The 15,042-nt window shown below is 39.9% G+C and carries 13 protein-coding genes; 7 read left to right on the top strand and 6 right to left on the bottom strand.

Going from position 1 to position 15,042, the window contains the following annotated elements; genetic code table 11:
• Positions 1 to 19 precede the first annotated feature (19 nt).
• The gene (htpX, locus tag RDV63_RS09275; protein ID WP_313909218.1) at positions 20 to 886 is read left to right on the top strand and encodes a protease HtpX; all 867 of its coding nucleotides are present in this window, start codon (positions 20 to 22) and stop codon (positions 884 to 886) included.
• Positions 887 to 1,891, top strand: a complete 1,005-nt coding sequence (locus RDV63_RS09270; protein WP_313909217.1) for an LLM class flavin-dependent oxidoreductase — start codon at positions 887 to 889, stop codon at positions 1,889 to 1,891.
• Positions 1,892 to 1,955: 64 nt separating this feature from the next.
• Here RDV63_RS09270 and RDV63_RS09265 read toward each other — a convergent pair whose 3' ends face one another.
• Positions 1,956 to 2,294, bottom strand: a complete 339-nt coding sequence (locus RDV63_RS09265; RefSeq protein ID WP_313909216.1) for a zinc ribbon domain-containing protein YjdM — start codon at positions 2,292 to 2,294, stop codon at positions 1,956 to 1,958.
• 251 nt (positions 2,295 to 2,545) lie between these two features.
• Between RDV63_RS09265 and RDV63_RS09260 the strand changes: the two genes are divergently transcribed.
• The 3 genes from RDV63_RS09260 (at position 2,546) to RDV63_RS09250 (ending at position 7,399) form a co-directional block, all read left to right on the top strand.
• Positions 2,546 to 3,628 carry an alanine--glyoxylate aminotransferase family protein gene (locus RDV63_RS09260; RefSeq protein WP_313910400.1) on the top strand — a complete coding sequence of 361 codons (1,083 nt, stop codon included), beginning with the start codon at positions 2,546 to 2,548 and terminating at the stop codon, positions 3,626 to 3,628.
• A gap of 118 nt (positions 3,629 to 3,746) precedes the next feature.
• Positions 3,747 to 7,013, top strand: a complete 3,267-nt coding sequence (locus RDV63_RS09255; RefSeq protein ID WP_313909215.1) for a S41 family peptidase — start codon at positions 3,747 to 3,749, stop codon at positions 7,011 to 7,013.
• A gap of 137 nt (positions 7,014 to 7,150) precedes the next feature.
• Positions 7,151 to 7,399, top strand: coding sequence for a TIGR02647 family protein (locus RDV63_RS09250; RefSeq protein ID WP_313909214.1), 249 nt, complete (start codon positions 7,151 to 7,153; stop codon positions 7,397 to 7,399).
• Here the strand turns inward: RDV63_RS09250 and RDV63_RS09245 are convergent.
• Genes RDV63_RS09245 through RDV63_RS09230 form a run of 4 tightly spaced genes read right to left on the bottom strand, consistent with a single transcriptional unit; the run spans position 7,364 to position 11,918 of the window.
• Positions 7,364 to 9,352: a DUF3488 and transglutaminase-like domain-containing protein gene (locus tag RDV63_RS09245; RefSeq protein ID WP_313909213.1), complete on the bottom strand. Its 1,989-nt coding sequence runs from the start codon at positions 9,350 to 9,352 to the stop codon at positions 7,364 to 7,366. The genes RDV63_RS09250 and RDV63_RS09245 overlap by 36 nt on opposite strands.
• A gap of 6 nt (positions 9,353 to 9,358) precedes the next feature.
• On the bottom strand, positions 9,359 to 10,303 hold the full coding sequence (locus tag RDV63_RS09240) for a DUF58 domain-containing protein (RefSeq protein ID WP_313909212.1): 945 nt from the start codon (positions 10,301 to 10,303) through the stop codon (positions 9,359 to 9,361).
• Between the two features lie 4 nt (positions 10,304 to 10,307).
• On the bottom strand, positions 10,308 to 11,213 hold the full coding sequence (locus RDV63_RS09235) for a MoxR family ATPase (protein ID WP_313909211.1): 906 nt from the start codon (positions 11,211 to 11,213) through the stop codon (positions 10,308 to 10,310).
• A gap of 9 nt (positions 11,214 to 11,222) precedes the next feature.
• The gene (locus tag RDV63_RS09230; RefSeq protein ID WP_313909210.1) at positions 11,223 to 11,918 is read right to left on the bottom strand and encodes a response regulator transcription factor; all 696 of its coding nucleotides are present in this window, start codon (positions 11,916 to 11,918) and stop codon (positions 11,223 to 11,225) included.
• Positions 11,919 to 12,057: 139 nt separating this feature from the next.
• Here RDV63_RS09230 and RDV63_RS09225 point away from each other — a divergent pair, with 139 nt between their 5' ends.
• Both RDV63_RS09225 and RDV63_RS09220 read left to right on the top strand, forming a co-directional pair.
• Entirely contained in the window at positions 12,058 to 12,531 is a 474-nt protein-coding gene (locus tag RDV63_RS09225; protein ID WP_313909209.1) for a low molecular weight protein-tyrosine-phosphatase, read from the top strand.
• Positions 12,532 to 12,681: 150 nt separating this feature from the next.
• The gene (locus RDV63_RS09220) at positions 12,682 to 14,031 is read left to right on the top strand and encodes a class II 3-deoxy-7-phosphoheptulonate synthase (protein ID WP_313909208.1); all 1,350 of its coding nucleotides are present in this window, start codon (positions 12,682 to 12,684) and stop codon (positions 14,029 to 14,031) included.
• A 72-nt stretch (positions 14,032 to 14,103) separates the two neighbouring features.
• Here RDV63_RS09220 and RDV63_RS09215 read toward each other — a convergent pair whose 3' ends face one another.
• On the bottom strand, positions 14,104 to 14,913 hold the full coding sequence (locus tag RDV63_RS09215; RefSeq protein ID WP_313909207.1) for a pyruvate, water dikinase regulatory protein: 810 nt from the start codon (positions 14,911 to 14,913) through the stop codon (positions 14,104 to 14,106).
• Positions 14,914 to 15,042 lie beyond the last annotated feature (129 nt).

Raw genomic sequence — 15,042 nt, 5'->3', positions numbered from 1 at the left:
ACTTAAAAGGTAGTAAAGCGTGAAAAGAGTCTTGTTATTTTTATTAACTAACTTAGCCGTAATAGCGGTATTGAGCATAGTGCTTAATGTTGTGTTTAGTATGCTGGGAGTTGATCGCAGTAGTATTAGTGGCTTATTAGTTTTTGCAGCAATCTTTGGTTTTGGTGGTTCTTTTATCTCATTAGCTATCTCAAAATGGATGGCTAAGCGCTCAACGGGTGCTGTAGTAATAGAGCAGCCACGCAATGCCACCGAGCAATGGTTAATGAGTACTGTTGCTCGTCAAGCTAAAACGGCCAATATTGGTATGCCTGAAGTGGCAATTTATGACTCACCTGAAATGAATGCTTTTGCCACGGGCATGAATCGTAATAATGCTTTAGTCGCTGTCAGTACTGGTTTGTTACGCAATATGCGCCAAGAAGAAGTAGAAGCAGTTTTAGCCCATGAAATTTCACACGTCGCCAATGGCGACATGGTAACCTTAACCCTGATCCAAGGTGTGGTGAACACCTTTGTTATTTTCTTCGCTCGCTTAATTGCCGGTATGCTAAATAACAATAGTAATAATAACAACTCTGGCGGTGGCTTTGCTTATTATGCCACTGTGTTCGCGCTAGAAATGGTGTTTGGTGTCTTGGCTAGTATTATCGTTATGTGGTTTTCACGCCAACGTGAATACCGTGCCGATGCCGGTGCGGCCAGAATTGAAGGGCCTAACAAGATGATTGCAGCTTTAGAGCGATTAAAACATAATTCAGAGAGTCATTTAGAAGGCAGTATGATGGCCTTTGGTATTGCCAGTGGCGCCAAAAAATCTGAGTTATTTTTAAGTCATCCGCCATTAGAAAAACGTATTGCTGCTTTACGAAGCGGAGGGTTTTAAGTGACTAATTTAACCAAGGTTAAGCTGTCAGTGCTTGAGTTAGCGCCAGTGCGTGACAAGGGCACTACGGCTGAAGCTTTACATAATGCCTTAGTCTTAGCTAAACATGTTGAAGGATTAGGCTATGCGCGCTTTTGGGTGGCAGAACATCATAATATGGATGGGATAGCCAGTTCTGCAGTGGCTGTTTTACTTGGCTATCTTGCTGCGGGTACCACCAGTATTCGTTTAGGCTCTGGTGGTATTATGCTACCTAATCATGCGCCTTTAGTTATTGCAGAACAATTTGGTACCCTTGAAACTTTATATCCTGGTCGAATTGACTTAGGTTTAGGCAGGGCACCTGGTACAGATCAATATACCGCTCATGCACTAAGGCGTGCTCGCAGCGGTAGCGCTGAAGATTTTCCGCAAGATGTGGCAGAACTACAACGCTATTTAAACGATGCCCAACAGGGGCAGCGCGTAGTGGCTACACCCGGGAATGGTACTAAAGTGCCGCTTTGGTTGTTAGGCTCTAGCTTATTTAGTGCTCAGCTTGCAGCTGAACAAGGGTTGCCTTATGCTTTTGCTTCACATTTTGCACCACGTTTTATGCAACAAGCTATAAGCTTATATCGTGAAAACTTTAAGCCCTCGGCGCAGTTAGCGAAACCTTATGTGATGTTGGGGATCCCTCTGGTCGCGGCTGATAGTGATGAGCAGGCTGACTATTTAGTAACTACTAGTTATCAACGTATTTTATCTTTAGTCCGAGGTGACTCGTTAAAGATGAAACCGCCGGTATCCAGTATGGCTGGCTTGTGGTTACCGCATGAACAACAAGCTGTAGCTAACTTCTTTGCAATGGCTGTCGTAGGTGGTCCAGAGAAAATAAAAGCTAAGTTAAAAGCTATTGTTAGTGAAACCCAAGCAGATGAATTAATTTTCACTTGTGATTTATATGATGTAAGCGATAGGTTGCGCAGTTTCGAACTGGCAATGCAGGCTAAGCTAGCGAATTAATACTGGAGTATAAAAAAGCCACAGAGCTATTCTATTAGTTAGAAGTTCTGTGGCTTTTATAAGTTTATACTTTACGCACAAACTCAGACTTTAAACTCATTTGGCCAAAACCATCAATTTTACAATCAATATCGTGATCGGCATCTACTAAGCGAATATTTTTTACTTTAGTGCCAATTTTAACTACAGATGATGAGCCTTTAACTTTTAAATCTTTAATTACAGTTACAGTATCACCGTCTTGCAGTTCATTTCCTGCTGAGTCTCGAATAACTTTGCTATCACTTTCTGTTGCTGTTGTATCAGCAGACCATTCATGAGCACATTCTGGACAAATAAATAATACACCATCTTCATAGGTATATTCAGATGCGCATTTAGGGCAGGCTGGTAAAGTAGACATGACAAATTTCCTAATTAAAAACTTGAATAAAAACAGCTAATAAGCATATTAAAGTCCTATTATAACTCATAGTGCCGTCTTAGGGTGACTATTGTTATCTTGAATACTGGTTATCAATATGACTAGCTGTTAGTCCTAGCAATATTTGTTACATTAAAAGTATTTCTAATTCTTATACTTGTATTACATTAGGAGCTTTTATGCTTAATCCACCCACTATTGCGGCTTTTAATCCGCCACGAAGAATTTTAATGGGGCCAGGCCCATCTGATGTCCATCCCCAAGTATTAGCTGCTCAAGCCAAACCTACTGTAGGCCATTTAGATCCATTATTTATTAGCATGATGGATGAGCTGAAACAATTGTTACAATATGCCTTTCAAACCCGTAATGACATGACATTAGCCGTGTCGGCACCGGGCAGCGCAGGTATGGAAACCTGTTTTGTTAATTTATTACAGCCAGGTGATAGCGTTATAGTTTGTCGCAATGGTGTCTTTGGCGAGCGGATGCGACAAAACGTAGAGCGTTGCGGTGGTATAGCTATTACCGTAGATAATGCTTGGGGTGAACCTGTTTCGCCTGAAAAATTAGAGCAGGCTTTAAAAGCCCATCCTGAAGCAAAGTTTGTGGCTTTTGTTCATGCTGAAACCTCAACTGGTGCTTTATCGGACGCTAAAACTTTATGTGCTTTAGCTAAAAAATATAATTGTTTATCTATAGTAGATGCCGTTACCTCTTTAGGTGGCTCTGAGCTACGTGTTGATAAGTGGGGCATTGATGCAGTTTATGCTGGCAGCCAAAAATGCTTATCCTGTGTGCCTGGTTTATCACCTGTATCCTTTTCTCCGGCTGCTGTTGCAGTAATTAAAGCCCGGACTGTGCCAGTACAAAGTTGGTTTTTAGACCAAAGCTTAGTTATGGCTTATTGGAGTGGTGGTGCTAAGCGTAGCTATCACCATACTGCACCCGTTAATGCCTTATATGCCTTGCATGAAGCATTGCGTTTATTAGCCGCTGAAGGCTTAGAGCAAGCTTGGCAGCGTCATACACAGATGCATCAATTACTAAAAGCAGGCTTACAAGCTTTAGGCTTAACCTTTGTAGTAGATGAGGCCTCAAGACTGCCGCAGTTAAATGCAGTTTATATCCCGCAGGGCGTAAATGATGCTTTAGTGCGTAAACAACTACTAGAAGACTACAACTTAGAAATAGGTGCAGGCTTAGGCGATTTAGCAGGCAAAGCATGGCGGATTGGTTTAATGGGCTATGCGGCTAAGCGAGAAAATATTGCTTTATGCCTACAAGCCTTGCAAACAGCGTTAGCTAAGTAACTTAATAATTTTTTTCATCAATCTAATCAAGCGGTTTATCGCTTTTTATTGGTCAAAGATTGCGATTCTGCTAACGTGTGGCGGTAAAATAAAAATATTAAATATAATCGAGGCTATTATGAAATTACGATATTCCTTACTTAGTTCAGCCTTATTGGCCTGTCTTATGGGTACAACTCAGGCTGCTGAGGGCTATTACCGTTCACCAACTTTACATAACCAGCAAATTATTTTTACTGCCGAAGGTGATTTATGGCAAGCCAGCACAGAGAATGCCGATGCTCGGCGTATTACTAGCCATTTAGCCCAAGAAACTCAAGCTACTATTTCACCAGATGGTAAGCAGGTTGCTTTTGTTGCTAATTATGAAGGCGCTAATGAGATTTATATCATGCCTTTAGCAGGTGGTAGCGCGCAACGTTTAAGCTTTGAAAACAGTAATGTTAAAATTCAACAATGGTTAAGCGATGGTAGAATTTTATACAGTACTGATAGTGGTATTGGCCCAACACATTACTGGACGTTGAAAACAGTCGATCCTAAATCTTTACAGCACGAAACTATCCCATTAGCAGATGCCTCTGGTGGTAGCTTAGATGAGAAGGGGAATCAGCTATTCTTTACTCGTTTTGGTGTCTCTTTGTACGGTGATAATACTAAAGTATATCGTGGTGGCGCTATGGGTGAGCTATGGCGTTGGCAAATGGGCTCTAAACAAGAAGCTGTTTTACTAAGTAAAAATCATCAAGGTAATATTAGTCAGCCAATGTATTATCAAAATCGGGTGTACTTTATAAGTGATGCTGATGGTAATAGTAATATTTGGTCAGTGGATGCACAGGGCAAAGAGTTCCGGCAACACAGTTTTTATAAGGATTGGCGCATAGGTCGTGCCAGCATGTCTGATGGCCAAATTGTTTATCAACTAGGTGCGGATTTACATCTATTTAATGTCCGTGACAATACCACTAAGCCTGTTAGCATAGCTTTAGCTTCTGATCGTGTGCAACAACGTGAACGTTGGCTTGATAAGCCATTAAATTATTTAACCAGCGCCAATTATCAAAGCCAAACTGCCAAGAGCCAAGCAGCAGCTATTACTGCGCGTGGCCAAATAGTCATTAGTTCTACAGGTAATCGTCGTTTAGTGCAGGTAGATACGCCGGCTAATAGTCGCTCAAGAGATGCTATTTTAAGTAAAGATGGTAATTGGGTTTACGCCATTAATGATGCTAGTGGTGAAAATGAGATTTGGCGCTTTGCCGCAGACGGTAGTAAAAACCATAGTCAATTAACCAAAAATAGCAGCGATCACCGTTGGCAGTTATCGTTGTCGCCAGATGGTAATTATATCGCACACGATGACAAAGCGGGTGACCTGTGGTTATTAGATCTCAAGAACGGTAAAAATACTAAGATTTATGAAGGGGGCATTGGCTTAAGACCTTACAATGATTTGTCATGGTCTGCAGATAGCCAATTATTAACCTTTACCTTTAACCCTGCTAATGCAGAACGTGTACGTGTAGGTTTATATAGTTTAGCGGATAAAAAGTCTGAACTAATTACTTCAGATAAATACAATTCATTTTCATCAGCGATTAGCTCAGATGGCCTGTGGTTATATTTTGTGTCAGATCGTAAATTGGTTGCGACCCCAAGTAGCCCTTGGGGTGATCGAAATATGGGACCTATGTTTGGCAACCGTAATGAAATTTATGCAGTAAGCTTAAAGCAACAAGCTTGTTTTGCTTTTAGGCCTGAGCAAGAAATAGAAGTTTGCGATGATAAAGCTGCTCAAAAAAGTCGTGAGGGTAAAAAAGGTTCATTGGTAGATTGGGATGGTATCCAACAACGCTTATGGCAAGTACCGATTGCAGCAGGTAACTATTATAAATTAGCAGCAAACGATAGTCGCTTATATATGCTAGACAGCGCTGGCCGCAGCCGTAGCTTAAAGCAAGTTGAGTTTAGCCGTACGTCAGCAAAAGTTGAGACTTATGCGCCCGAGGTTGCAGATTATCAATTAGCTAACGATGGCAAGTTATTGTTTTTACGCCAACCTACTAAAGGTGGCAATGCTGGTATGTTGGTAGTAGGGGCAGGCGCTAAGCTGCCTAATGATTTAAAGCATAACTATTTAAATATAAACAGCTGGCAACTAGCGTTATCGCCAAAAGATGAATGGCAACAAATGTTTGTTGATGCTTGGCGTATGCACCGTGACTTCTTGTTTGATAAAGGTATGCGTGGACTTGATTGGCAGGCCAGTAAAGAAAAATATCAACCTTTAGTTGATCGGGTAACCGACCGTTACGAGTTAGATGATGTTTTTGGTCAAATGATGGGTGAGCTAAATGCGCTGCATTCTCAAGTTCGAGGTGGGGATTATCGTAAAACAGATGTTCAGCCTAAGATGGCTAATTTAGGTGCACAATTTGTATCTGATAAGTCAGGGTTAAAGGTTGAGCATATTTATCATTCTGATCCTGAAGTGTTATCTATGCTTTCTCCTTTAGCTAAACCTGGTGTGAATATCAGTGAAGGTGATGTTATTACTGCCATTAATGGTGTTAAGGTTACTAATGAAGCTGATTTAGTGCAGCAGTTACGTAACCAAGCAGGTAAGCAGGTTTTACTTAATGTGCAACGTGGTAAGAACACTTGGCAAACCGTAGCAATTCCTACTGGTTATGACAGTCACTTACGTTATCAAGACTGGGTATGGCATAACCAACAAAAAGTATCAGAGCAAAGTAATAATGAGTTTGGCTACTTACACTTGTATGCCATGGGTGCTAATGATATTGCTAATTTTGCCCGTGAATTTTACGCTAACTATGATAAAAAGGGCTTAATTATAGATGTTAGACGTAACCGTGGCGGTAATATTGATAGTTGGATTATTGAAAAGCTATTGCGTAAAGCTTGGGCTTTTTGGCAACCGACTCAAGGTAGTGCCTATACCAATATGCAGCAAACTTTCCGCGGTCACTTAGTGGTGTTAACGGATCAGCTTACTTACTCTGATGGTGAAACCTTCTCCGCTGGTATTAAAACGTTAGGCCTAGCGCCTTTAGTGGGTAAGCGTACATCAGGTGCCGGTGTTTGGTTAACAGGCCGCAACAGTTTAAGTGATAATGGTATGGCTAGAGTGGCTGAAACAGCTCAGTATGCAATGGATGGTAGCTGGATAATTGAAGGTTATGGTGTTAGCCCAGATATTGAAGTAGATAATATGCCATTTGCCACTTTCCAAGGTACTGATGCGCAATTACAGCAAGCTGTAGATTTCTTAAATAAAAAGTTATTCCAAGAACCTATCACACCGTTAAAAGCAACTATGCCTAAAACCGGTATAGCAGCTGATGCTCAACGGCTTTAAGCTAAAAACTTAAACTGCAGCAGCCCAGTCATCCTATAAATGACTGGGCTTTTTATTTCATAAAAGTAAAGACTAAAGCTTTTCTTTGCCCTTAATGCAGACTATGGTGGAGTGTCTAACTAAACGGGGATGTCATTATGTCAATAACACCTGATTTAACAGCAGAGATGCGAATTTTGATGCTTTATAATCTTGATAGTATTATGGAAGGTTTAAAAGTGCATCAAACTGCTGATAGTGAAACCAAACAAGCCATCGAACGATTATTTGCCAAGGGATTAGTTAATCAACCAGATGGTGGTTATTTAACCGAGCTAGGTATCCATTGTGCCGAGCATCTGCAAGCGGCCTTACGTATTTTGGACCATTCTAAAGAAACGGCGTAAACGCTTTTTATTGCGGCGTAGCATCTGTTTTAATGCAGCTAACGCCGCAGCATCTTGCTGATATAAAGCTTGTTCATAACACTTACTTAGCTGATTTAATAATTCACTTTCATTAGGGTAAGTTAGACTAAGCTGTTGTAAATAAGCACTTACCGAGCTAGATTGCGCTTTGCTTTGCCATAATATGGGCACATATTGTTGCATTAATAAAGTTGCTACAGCTTGACCATGGCGTTGCTTTTTACGTTTTAATACAATAATTATTAAAGCTATAATGGCAAACAATACTAAGATAGATAAGGCAAGTTGCCAAAGGTAGCGTTTTAGCGTGCGCCAGATATCAAGCTGTTGCTCAGTATCAAAACCTAATACCCATACTGACCAATAATAATCTAGATGGCGCCATTGTTGGCGCAAATCATTTACCCAACTTAACTGCTGCCAACCTGAGTTTAGTAACAAGCGCTGCTCTGCTGTTAGCGCTGCGCTTAAATCTTGCATTACACGCTCTGGTGCTACTGCAGCGGTGGGATCAAATCGATACCATTTATCATCTACTAAATATTCAACCCAAGCATGGGCTTCACGCTGAGTTACTTGTAAATAGTTTTGTGCAGGATACCAAGTACCACCTTGATAACCACCTACTACTCTTGCTGCTATGCCAACACTGCGTAACATAAAGGCAGCAGCAGAAGCGTAATGGCTACAAAAGCCGGTTCTTGTTTCAAATATAAATTGGTCAATACTGTTTTTACCTAGTAAAGGTGGCCGAAGACTATAAAAGTAGGGTTCTTGATTAAAGTGCTCCGCTAAAGCTGCTACAAAACCTTCAGCAGTAGGATAACGGCTAAATAATTGTTCAGCAAATTGCTTGCTAGCATTATTGCCGTTAGCCAGCTTCAAGTTACGCGTTTGCTCGGCTTTTGATACTAAGGTTACTGGTTGCTCTATACTGCTTATTTGATAGGGTAAACGCTGGCTAATAAGAGTATTGGCTTGCACTATGCCCGTTGGCAGAATTTGCACAGGCCCCATACTTTGCACAGGATCTGCTAATGCAAATAAGCTTTGTTGCTGACTAGGTTCGGCTATTACCTTATACGTTAACTGTTGCTGCTTAGTTGTATTTACAGACTGTTTGCCTGCTATTGCATGCGTAGGTTGAACTTTATCTGCAGACTCAACAACATGCCAACTTCTGCCATCAAAAGATTCGTATAGCTTAGCTCGCCAGTATAACTGATGTTGGGCGGGTGCATGTTGCTCAAATTCGACTCGAAAAGCCACACTGTCATTTTGAACCAGTTGCTCAATACTACCTGGATCTATAGTGTCACCAAGTCCTGTGCTGGCCATATTAACATTAGGTATTTGCCAAAACGGCGCTAGCCTTGGGAACAGAATAAAACTTGCTAGCCATAGCGGAATAATAATTATCAGGCTTTGGCTGATAGAGCGCTGTTGTAACCTTGCTTTAACAGGAGCAAACAGCTGAAAATGCAGATATAGATTTAGGCCTATTAAAGCAAAAATAACTAAAGCCATTAACATGGATTGATGCAAAATAAAGCAACTTGCTAATAAAAAATACTGCACCCATATTAGTTGCTGATGCTCGGTTGCACGTTGCAGTAACAACAAACGGCATGTTGCAGCCAGAAGAAGCATTTGCAGCATAAAGCTAAGCACACCTGCTTGGCGAATAGTAAAAATTAAAGCTAGTAAGATTAATGCTGCAGCGATATTAACCTGTAGCACAGTTACTTTATAAAAAGCTTTGTTGTTATTATTAGCTTGTTGTTGCAATAAAAACCAACCTAAAGCAGTAAATATTATTAATATAAACCAAAGCGAGAAAGCACTGTGCAATATCAAGGTAAGTGCCAATAATAGCCCGCTAAAACCGACAGCTTGGCTAAATTTTAAGGGGCTAAGGTTGGGCTTTAACATAGCTAATTAATACTCTGCCAAATGTTGTAAGCAACGCTGCAAATGTAAGGTGCCTTGGTCGGGACCAAAAGTTTGCCGCGCTGATTGTAAACCATATAATTGCTGACTAGCTTCTAAGTCTATTAGCTTTTGACAACCTTGGCTAAGAGCTTGCTCTAGTGCTGGTCCGGTTAAGTCGGCAATAATTACCCAACTAGGATCATATTGCTGGATTGGCTGACGTAATCTCACTATAGGTTTAGTGCTATCTTTAGCTAAACGCTTCCATAGGATCTGATTTAAACTATCGCCGGCTTGATATTGGCGTAAATCCTGACTAATTTCGCTATCAATGTTAGGTTGATTCGTTGTATTGTGGCCAACAGAATTATCTTTAATTTTAATTGGAGTTGGGTACACCCAATACTGCTGTTGTAAGGCAACATAACTCCAGCTGCGCCACAAACCAAAGGGGTAACAGCTACTTATTTTTAATCTGGGCAATAAAAAGCAACCACGCTCTTTATTATTTATTGTTAAGCTTATAGCTGAGTCTAGAGTATCCTTTTGCACAGTATGGCTTTGATTAACAAATCTAAATTGCAGCATATAACGCGGTGTAGAGGCTTTAGTGTTGATATTAATAGCCACAGGTTTATTAGCAAAACCTTCACTTGTATTACTACAACTTAGAGTTAAACCATTTAAGTTAGCAAATGTCAGCACTATGCTGACTAACCAGATGCTCAATAGTAAATAGCAAACTAATAAAATTAAGTTGTTCTGGTAATTAGTGCCCAACAAATATAACAATACACAAAGTAAGCCAAACCATAGACCATAACGTGTAGGTAGAATAAAAATAATGCGCTGACTAAGTGTAATCTTAGCCGCTGCTGGTTGCCGCTTATCTAACCATTTACTTAACCATGTCCAATAATGTGGATATAAGCGCCGTTTTAAATTTAACATAGCATTAAATTAAGCATGGTGTTTGCTGTAATAGCTGTTGGCTAAAGATTAATTCTCGCGCATCAGAGCGGGGGTTTAATCTATGCTCAGCTATATAAGGAAAGACTTGCTGAACATCTTCAGCGCTTACATAGTCGCGGCCATTAATAAACGCGTAAGCTTTAGCGGCTCTTAAAATAGCTTTAGAGGCCCGTGGTGATAATGGATGTAAATCAGTACGCTGACGACTGGCCGTAACTAATGCTAATAAATAATCAATTAGCACATTTGCGGCTGTTACTTGGCTAACTTGCCGTTGTAGTTGCCGTACTTGCTCAACCGTCAACTGTTCAACCAGCTTTGTTAAAGGTGCCGTTGTTTCTTGCTTTAACAATTGATGTTCAGAAGCATGATCTGGAAAGCCAAGCGATATGCGAAACATAAAACGATCTAGTTGTGACTCAGGTAAAGCTGAAGTACCGGCATGGAACAAGGGGTTTTGGGTGGCAATAACAAAAAATGGCTGCGGCAAAGCTCTGGTTTCACCGTCAATAGATACTTGTTTTTCTTCCATAGCCTCAAGCAGGGCACTCTGAGTTTTGGCGCTAGCTCGGTTTATTTCATCCGCCAATAACACTTGACTAAATACGGGGCCAGGTTGGAATCTGAATTCTTGTGACCGAGCATCGTAAATATTGATGCCAGTTAAATCTGCAGGTAATAAGTCACTGGTAAACTGCACCCGCCTATAAGTTAAGCTTAAGCTATTAGCTAAGGCGTGGGCTAGGGTGGTTTTACCCATCCCAGGTAGGTCTTCTAACAATAAGTGGCCTTCAGCTAATAAGCAGCATAAAGCAAGGCGGATTTGTTGCGGTTTACCTAAAATAACTTGATTTAAGTTTTGTTCAACCTTGTGTAACGCTATTAACACTGGTAATCCTTAGTTTATATTGTTTAGATGTTTAGGCTGACAGATTGGCTGAGCTTCTAGTATATTAGGCCATTGCATACAGCGCAGCAATTCAACTCTATTACGAACTTTAGTTTTCCTAAATATAGAGGATAAATGGGCTTTTACGGTATGAGCACTAATATTCAACGTATCGGCAATTTCTTTATTTCGTGCCCCTTCGGCTACTAACTTTATAATACGGTTTTCTTGTTTGGTTAAAAGGTTAGTATTAGGAATTAAAACTACTTGTTGCTTTTTAGCCTGCCTTTCTTGAATTAGACTATCTATTAGCTCTGACATGACTTTACGCGGATAATAAAGCTGTCCGGTCATCATAGTGTTGATTGCTGTCATAACTCGGTCTAATTGTTCATCACGAAAAATTACACCTCTAATGCCGGCATATATTGCTTGTGGAATATTAACAACCGCTCTTTCTGCTTGATATAAAAATACAGGAACCTTATTTAATAAGTATTCTAGCTCAGTAGAGACGCCATTATTTTTAATATCAGTATTGATATAAGGATAAGCTAATAGCACACCAGGTTTAATTATATTACTACTTAATGCAACTGCTTTAGTTACTTGTTGCGCATTAATACTGATTGATTTGGCTAACAGTGTAATATTATGTACAGAATCTTGCTCTGAAATAACTATAAGCTTATTAAACTTATCCATAAATTCACTCCTACATACTACAAAAGATGAGGTGCTTGATGCTTATTTATTTCTTATACTGTACTTTAGATTATTGAAATGCAACCACTTAACTTATTGTCTAATTTAGCCAGTGGTATTAAATTCAAATGGAGATGTTATGTCTAATAAACTGCTTTTTGTATGTTTAGGGAATATTTGTCGTTCACCGACAGCACATGCTGTAATGCGACATAAAGCAAAGTTAATTGGACTTAACATTGAAATTGACTCAGCGGGCACTCATGCCTCAGATCGCGGTGAAAAACCTGACAGTAGAAGTATTCGTGAAGGCACTAAGCAGGGCTATGATTTTGCCCAGATCCATGCTCGGCCAGTAAAAGATGAAGATTTTAAGTATTTTGATTTAATATTGGCAATGGATCAGGATAATTATCAAGTGCTTAACAGGAGGTGTCCACCTCAGTATAAACATAAACTACAGCTATTTATGCAGTACCACCCTAGCTTTTCTAGTCTGCAAGAAGTGCCTGATCCTTACTATGGAGGTGCGCGTGGTTTTGAGCTGGTTTTACAAATGATTGAGGCAGGCTGTGATGGGCTTAGCCGGCATCTAGAGCAACAAAATCTGTAATTTTTTGTTTAAATTATCCTATAAAAGAGTGGTTTAACTTAAAAGTGTAGGCTTTTAACGAAAATATACTAATCATGACACTCATTAGGATTGAATTTACGTCCAGAAGTCTATAACGTTCTAAGTAAATAAACTGTAAGGAAAAGTAAAGTGAGTATTTGGACGCCGCAAAGTTGGCGCAGTTTTCCGATCCAACAACAACCTAGTTATCAGGATCAGGAACTGCTAAAAACAGTAGAGAAAAATTTACATAAATATCCTCCCTTGGTATTTGCGCAAGAGACGCGTGAGCTTTACAAGCAGCTCGGCCAAGTTGCAGAAGGGCAAGGGTTTCTATTACAAGGCGGCGATTGTGCAGAAACCTTTAATGATTTTAATGCACCCAAAATTCGCGACACTTTTAAAGTATTGTTACAAATGGCTGTGGTGTTAACTTTTGCTGCTAGTTTGCCTGTAGTAAAAGTGGCCCGATTGGCAGGTCAATATGCTAAACCTCGTTCAAGTGACTTTGAAACAATAAACGGTGTGTCACTGCCTAGCTATCGTGGTGATATTGTTAATAGTTTTGAGTTTACTGAAGCTGCTCGCCAGCCAGATCCTAATCGTTTAACAACGGCTTATCACCATTCAGCTGCTACATTGAATTTATTACGTGCTTTTGCTCAAGGTGGCTTAGCTGATTTACATCAAGTGAGTAAATGGAATCTTGGCTTTGTTGAGTCAAATCCGTTAAAAGAACGTTATCAAGATGTCGCGCAGCGGGTGCAAGAGTCGCTACGCTTTATGGAAGTTTGCGGAATTAGCGCCCAAAATTCGCCTTCAATTAGAGAAACCCAGTTATTTACTTCACACGAAGCCTTATTGCTTAATTATGAAGAAGCTTTAACTCGACGTGACTCTCTAACCGGTGATTGGTATGACTGTTCAGCCCATATGGTATGGATTGGTGAAAGAACACGTCAATTAGATCATGCTCATATTGAGTTTTTCCGCGGTATTCATAATCCAGTAGGGGTAAAAATTGGCCCAAACATTAAGCCAGATGAGCTAATACGCTTAATTGATAATTTAAACCCGAATAACACTGCAGGACGTTTAACTTTAATTAGCCGGATGGGTGCAGATAATTTAGCAGATAAACTTCCCGCTTTAGTGAGTCGCGTTAAGCAAGAAGGCCGTAAAGTGGTTTGGAGTTCAGATCCTATGCATGGCAATACTGTAAAAGCCAGCAATGATTATAAAACTCGTGATTTTGAAGCTATTTTAGCAGAAATTCGTAACTTTTTTGCTATCCATCAAGCTGAAGGTACCCATGCTGGTGGGATCCACTTAGAAATGACTGGTGAAAATGTTACTGAATGTACCGGCGGTGCTTACGGATTAAGTGAAAGCGATTTGAGTCAGCGTTACTTTACTCAGTGTGATCCGCGATTAAATGCAGATCAAGTTTTAGAATTAGCATTCTTAATTGCCGACACTTTTCGAACTGCGCGCAAATAAGTTTACTCTATAACTAAGATTAAGCTTTGCTGTCTATTTATTGACTTTAGGCGGCAAAGCTTTAAAGCAAGATTATATTTTACGTCGCTTTAAACCGGTTATCGCTAAGATTTTAGCTGAGATTTCTTCAATAGATAAATGGGTCGAATTTAAAAACGGGATCTGTTGTTGTTTATATAAATTTTCGACTTCATTTAACTCTAACTGGCATTGGCGCAATGACGCATAGCGACTATTGGCTTTACGTTGCTCTCGGATATGGCTTAATCGCTCTGGTGTAATGGTTAAACCAAATAGTTTGGATTTATTGCGCTGTAATGCTTCAGGCAGTTTTAACTGATCCATATCTTCTTCTACGAAAGGGTAGTTTGCTGCTTTAATACCAAACTGTAAGGCTAAATATAAGCTAGTAGGGGTTTTACCAGAGCGACTTACTCCAACCAAAATAACATCGGCTTTGTCATAATCTTTTACATTGGCACCATCGTCATTAGCCAAAGCAAAGTTGACGGCATCGATACGAAAATCATAGGTTTTTTCATGTATACTATGAGTTCTATGTGTTTTAGGTACAGGCGCTATGCCTAACTCACGTTGAATTGGCTCAACAAATGAATTTAAAAAGTCATAACAAATACCATCGCTGCTATTTATAATAGCGCGTAAATTTTCATCGACAAAGGTTTGAAAAATTAATGGCTTGGAACCTGTAGTTTTATAACGATCGTTTATTCGTTGTTTAACTTGCTCGGCCATATCAATGGTTTCAACAAACGGAATGGTCACATGCTCAAATTCTGCAGGGAATAGAGTAAGTAAAGCGTGACCAAACACTTCTGCGGTAATAGCTGTACCATCTGAAATATAAAAAGCTGTGCGCACAAATTACTCCTAATTGTTGTTATTTAATTACATTTAAAATTATGGTTTTAATTAAGGGCTAGCCCAGTGTAAAATCATTGCTGCCATGTAATGCTAACGGTAAGCTTACACGCCATACGAATAAAAATG

Source organism: Rheinheimera sp. MMS21-TC3 (assembly GCF_032229285.1).
Lineage (GTDB): Bacteria > Pseudomonadota > Gammaproteobacteria > Enterobacterales > Alteromonadaceae > Alishewanella.
The sequence above is the reverse complement of the archived record's forward strand: the minus strand, read 5'-3'. Positions and strand labels throughout refer to the sequence as shown.

Excerpts from the sequence above, each read along its gene's own strand:
- RDV63_RS09230 (WP_313909210.1), bottom strand. The coding sequence starts at position 11,918 with ATGGATAAGTTTAATAAGCTTATAGTTATTTCAGAGCAAGATTCTGTA.
- RDV63_RS09250 (WP_313909214.1), top strand. The coding sequence starts at position 7,151 with ATGTCAATAACACCTGATTTAACAGCAGAGATGCGAATTTTGATGCTT.
- RDV63_RS09260 (WP_313910400.1), top strand. The coding sequence starts at position 2,546 with ATGGGGCCAGGCCCATCTGATGTCCATCCCCAAGTATTAGCTGCTCAA.
- RDV63_RS09255 (WP_313909215.1), top strand. The coding sequence starts at position 3,747 with ATGAAATTACGATATTCCTTACTTAGTTCAGCCTTATTGGCCTGTCTT.
- RDV63_RS09245 (WP_313909213.1), bottom strand. The coding sequence starts at position 9,352 with ATGTTAAAGCCCAACCTTAGCCCCTTAAAATTTAGCCAAGCTGTCGGT.
- RDV63_RS09240 (WP_313909212.1), bottom strand. The coding sequence starts at position 10,303 with ATGTTAAATTTAAAACGGCGCTTATATCCACATTATTGGACATGGTTA.
- RDV63_RS09225 (WP_313909209.1), top strand. The coding sequence starts at position 12,058 with ATGTCTAATAAACTGCTTTTTGTATGTTTAGGGAATATTTGTCGTTCA.
- RDV63_RS09265 (WP_313909216.1), bottom strand. The coding sequence starts at position 2,294 with ATGTCTACTTTACCAGCCTGCCCTAAATGCGCATCTGAATATACCTAT.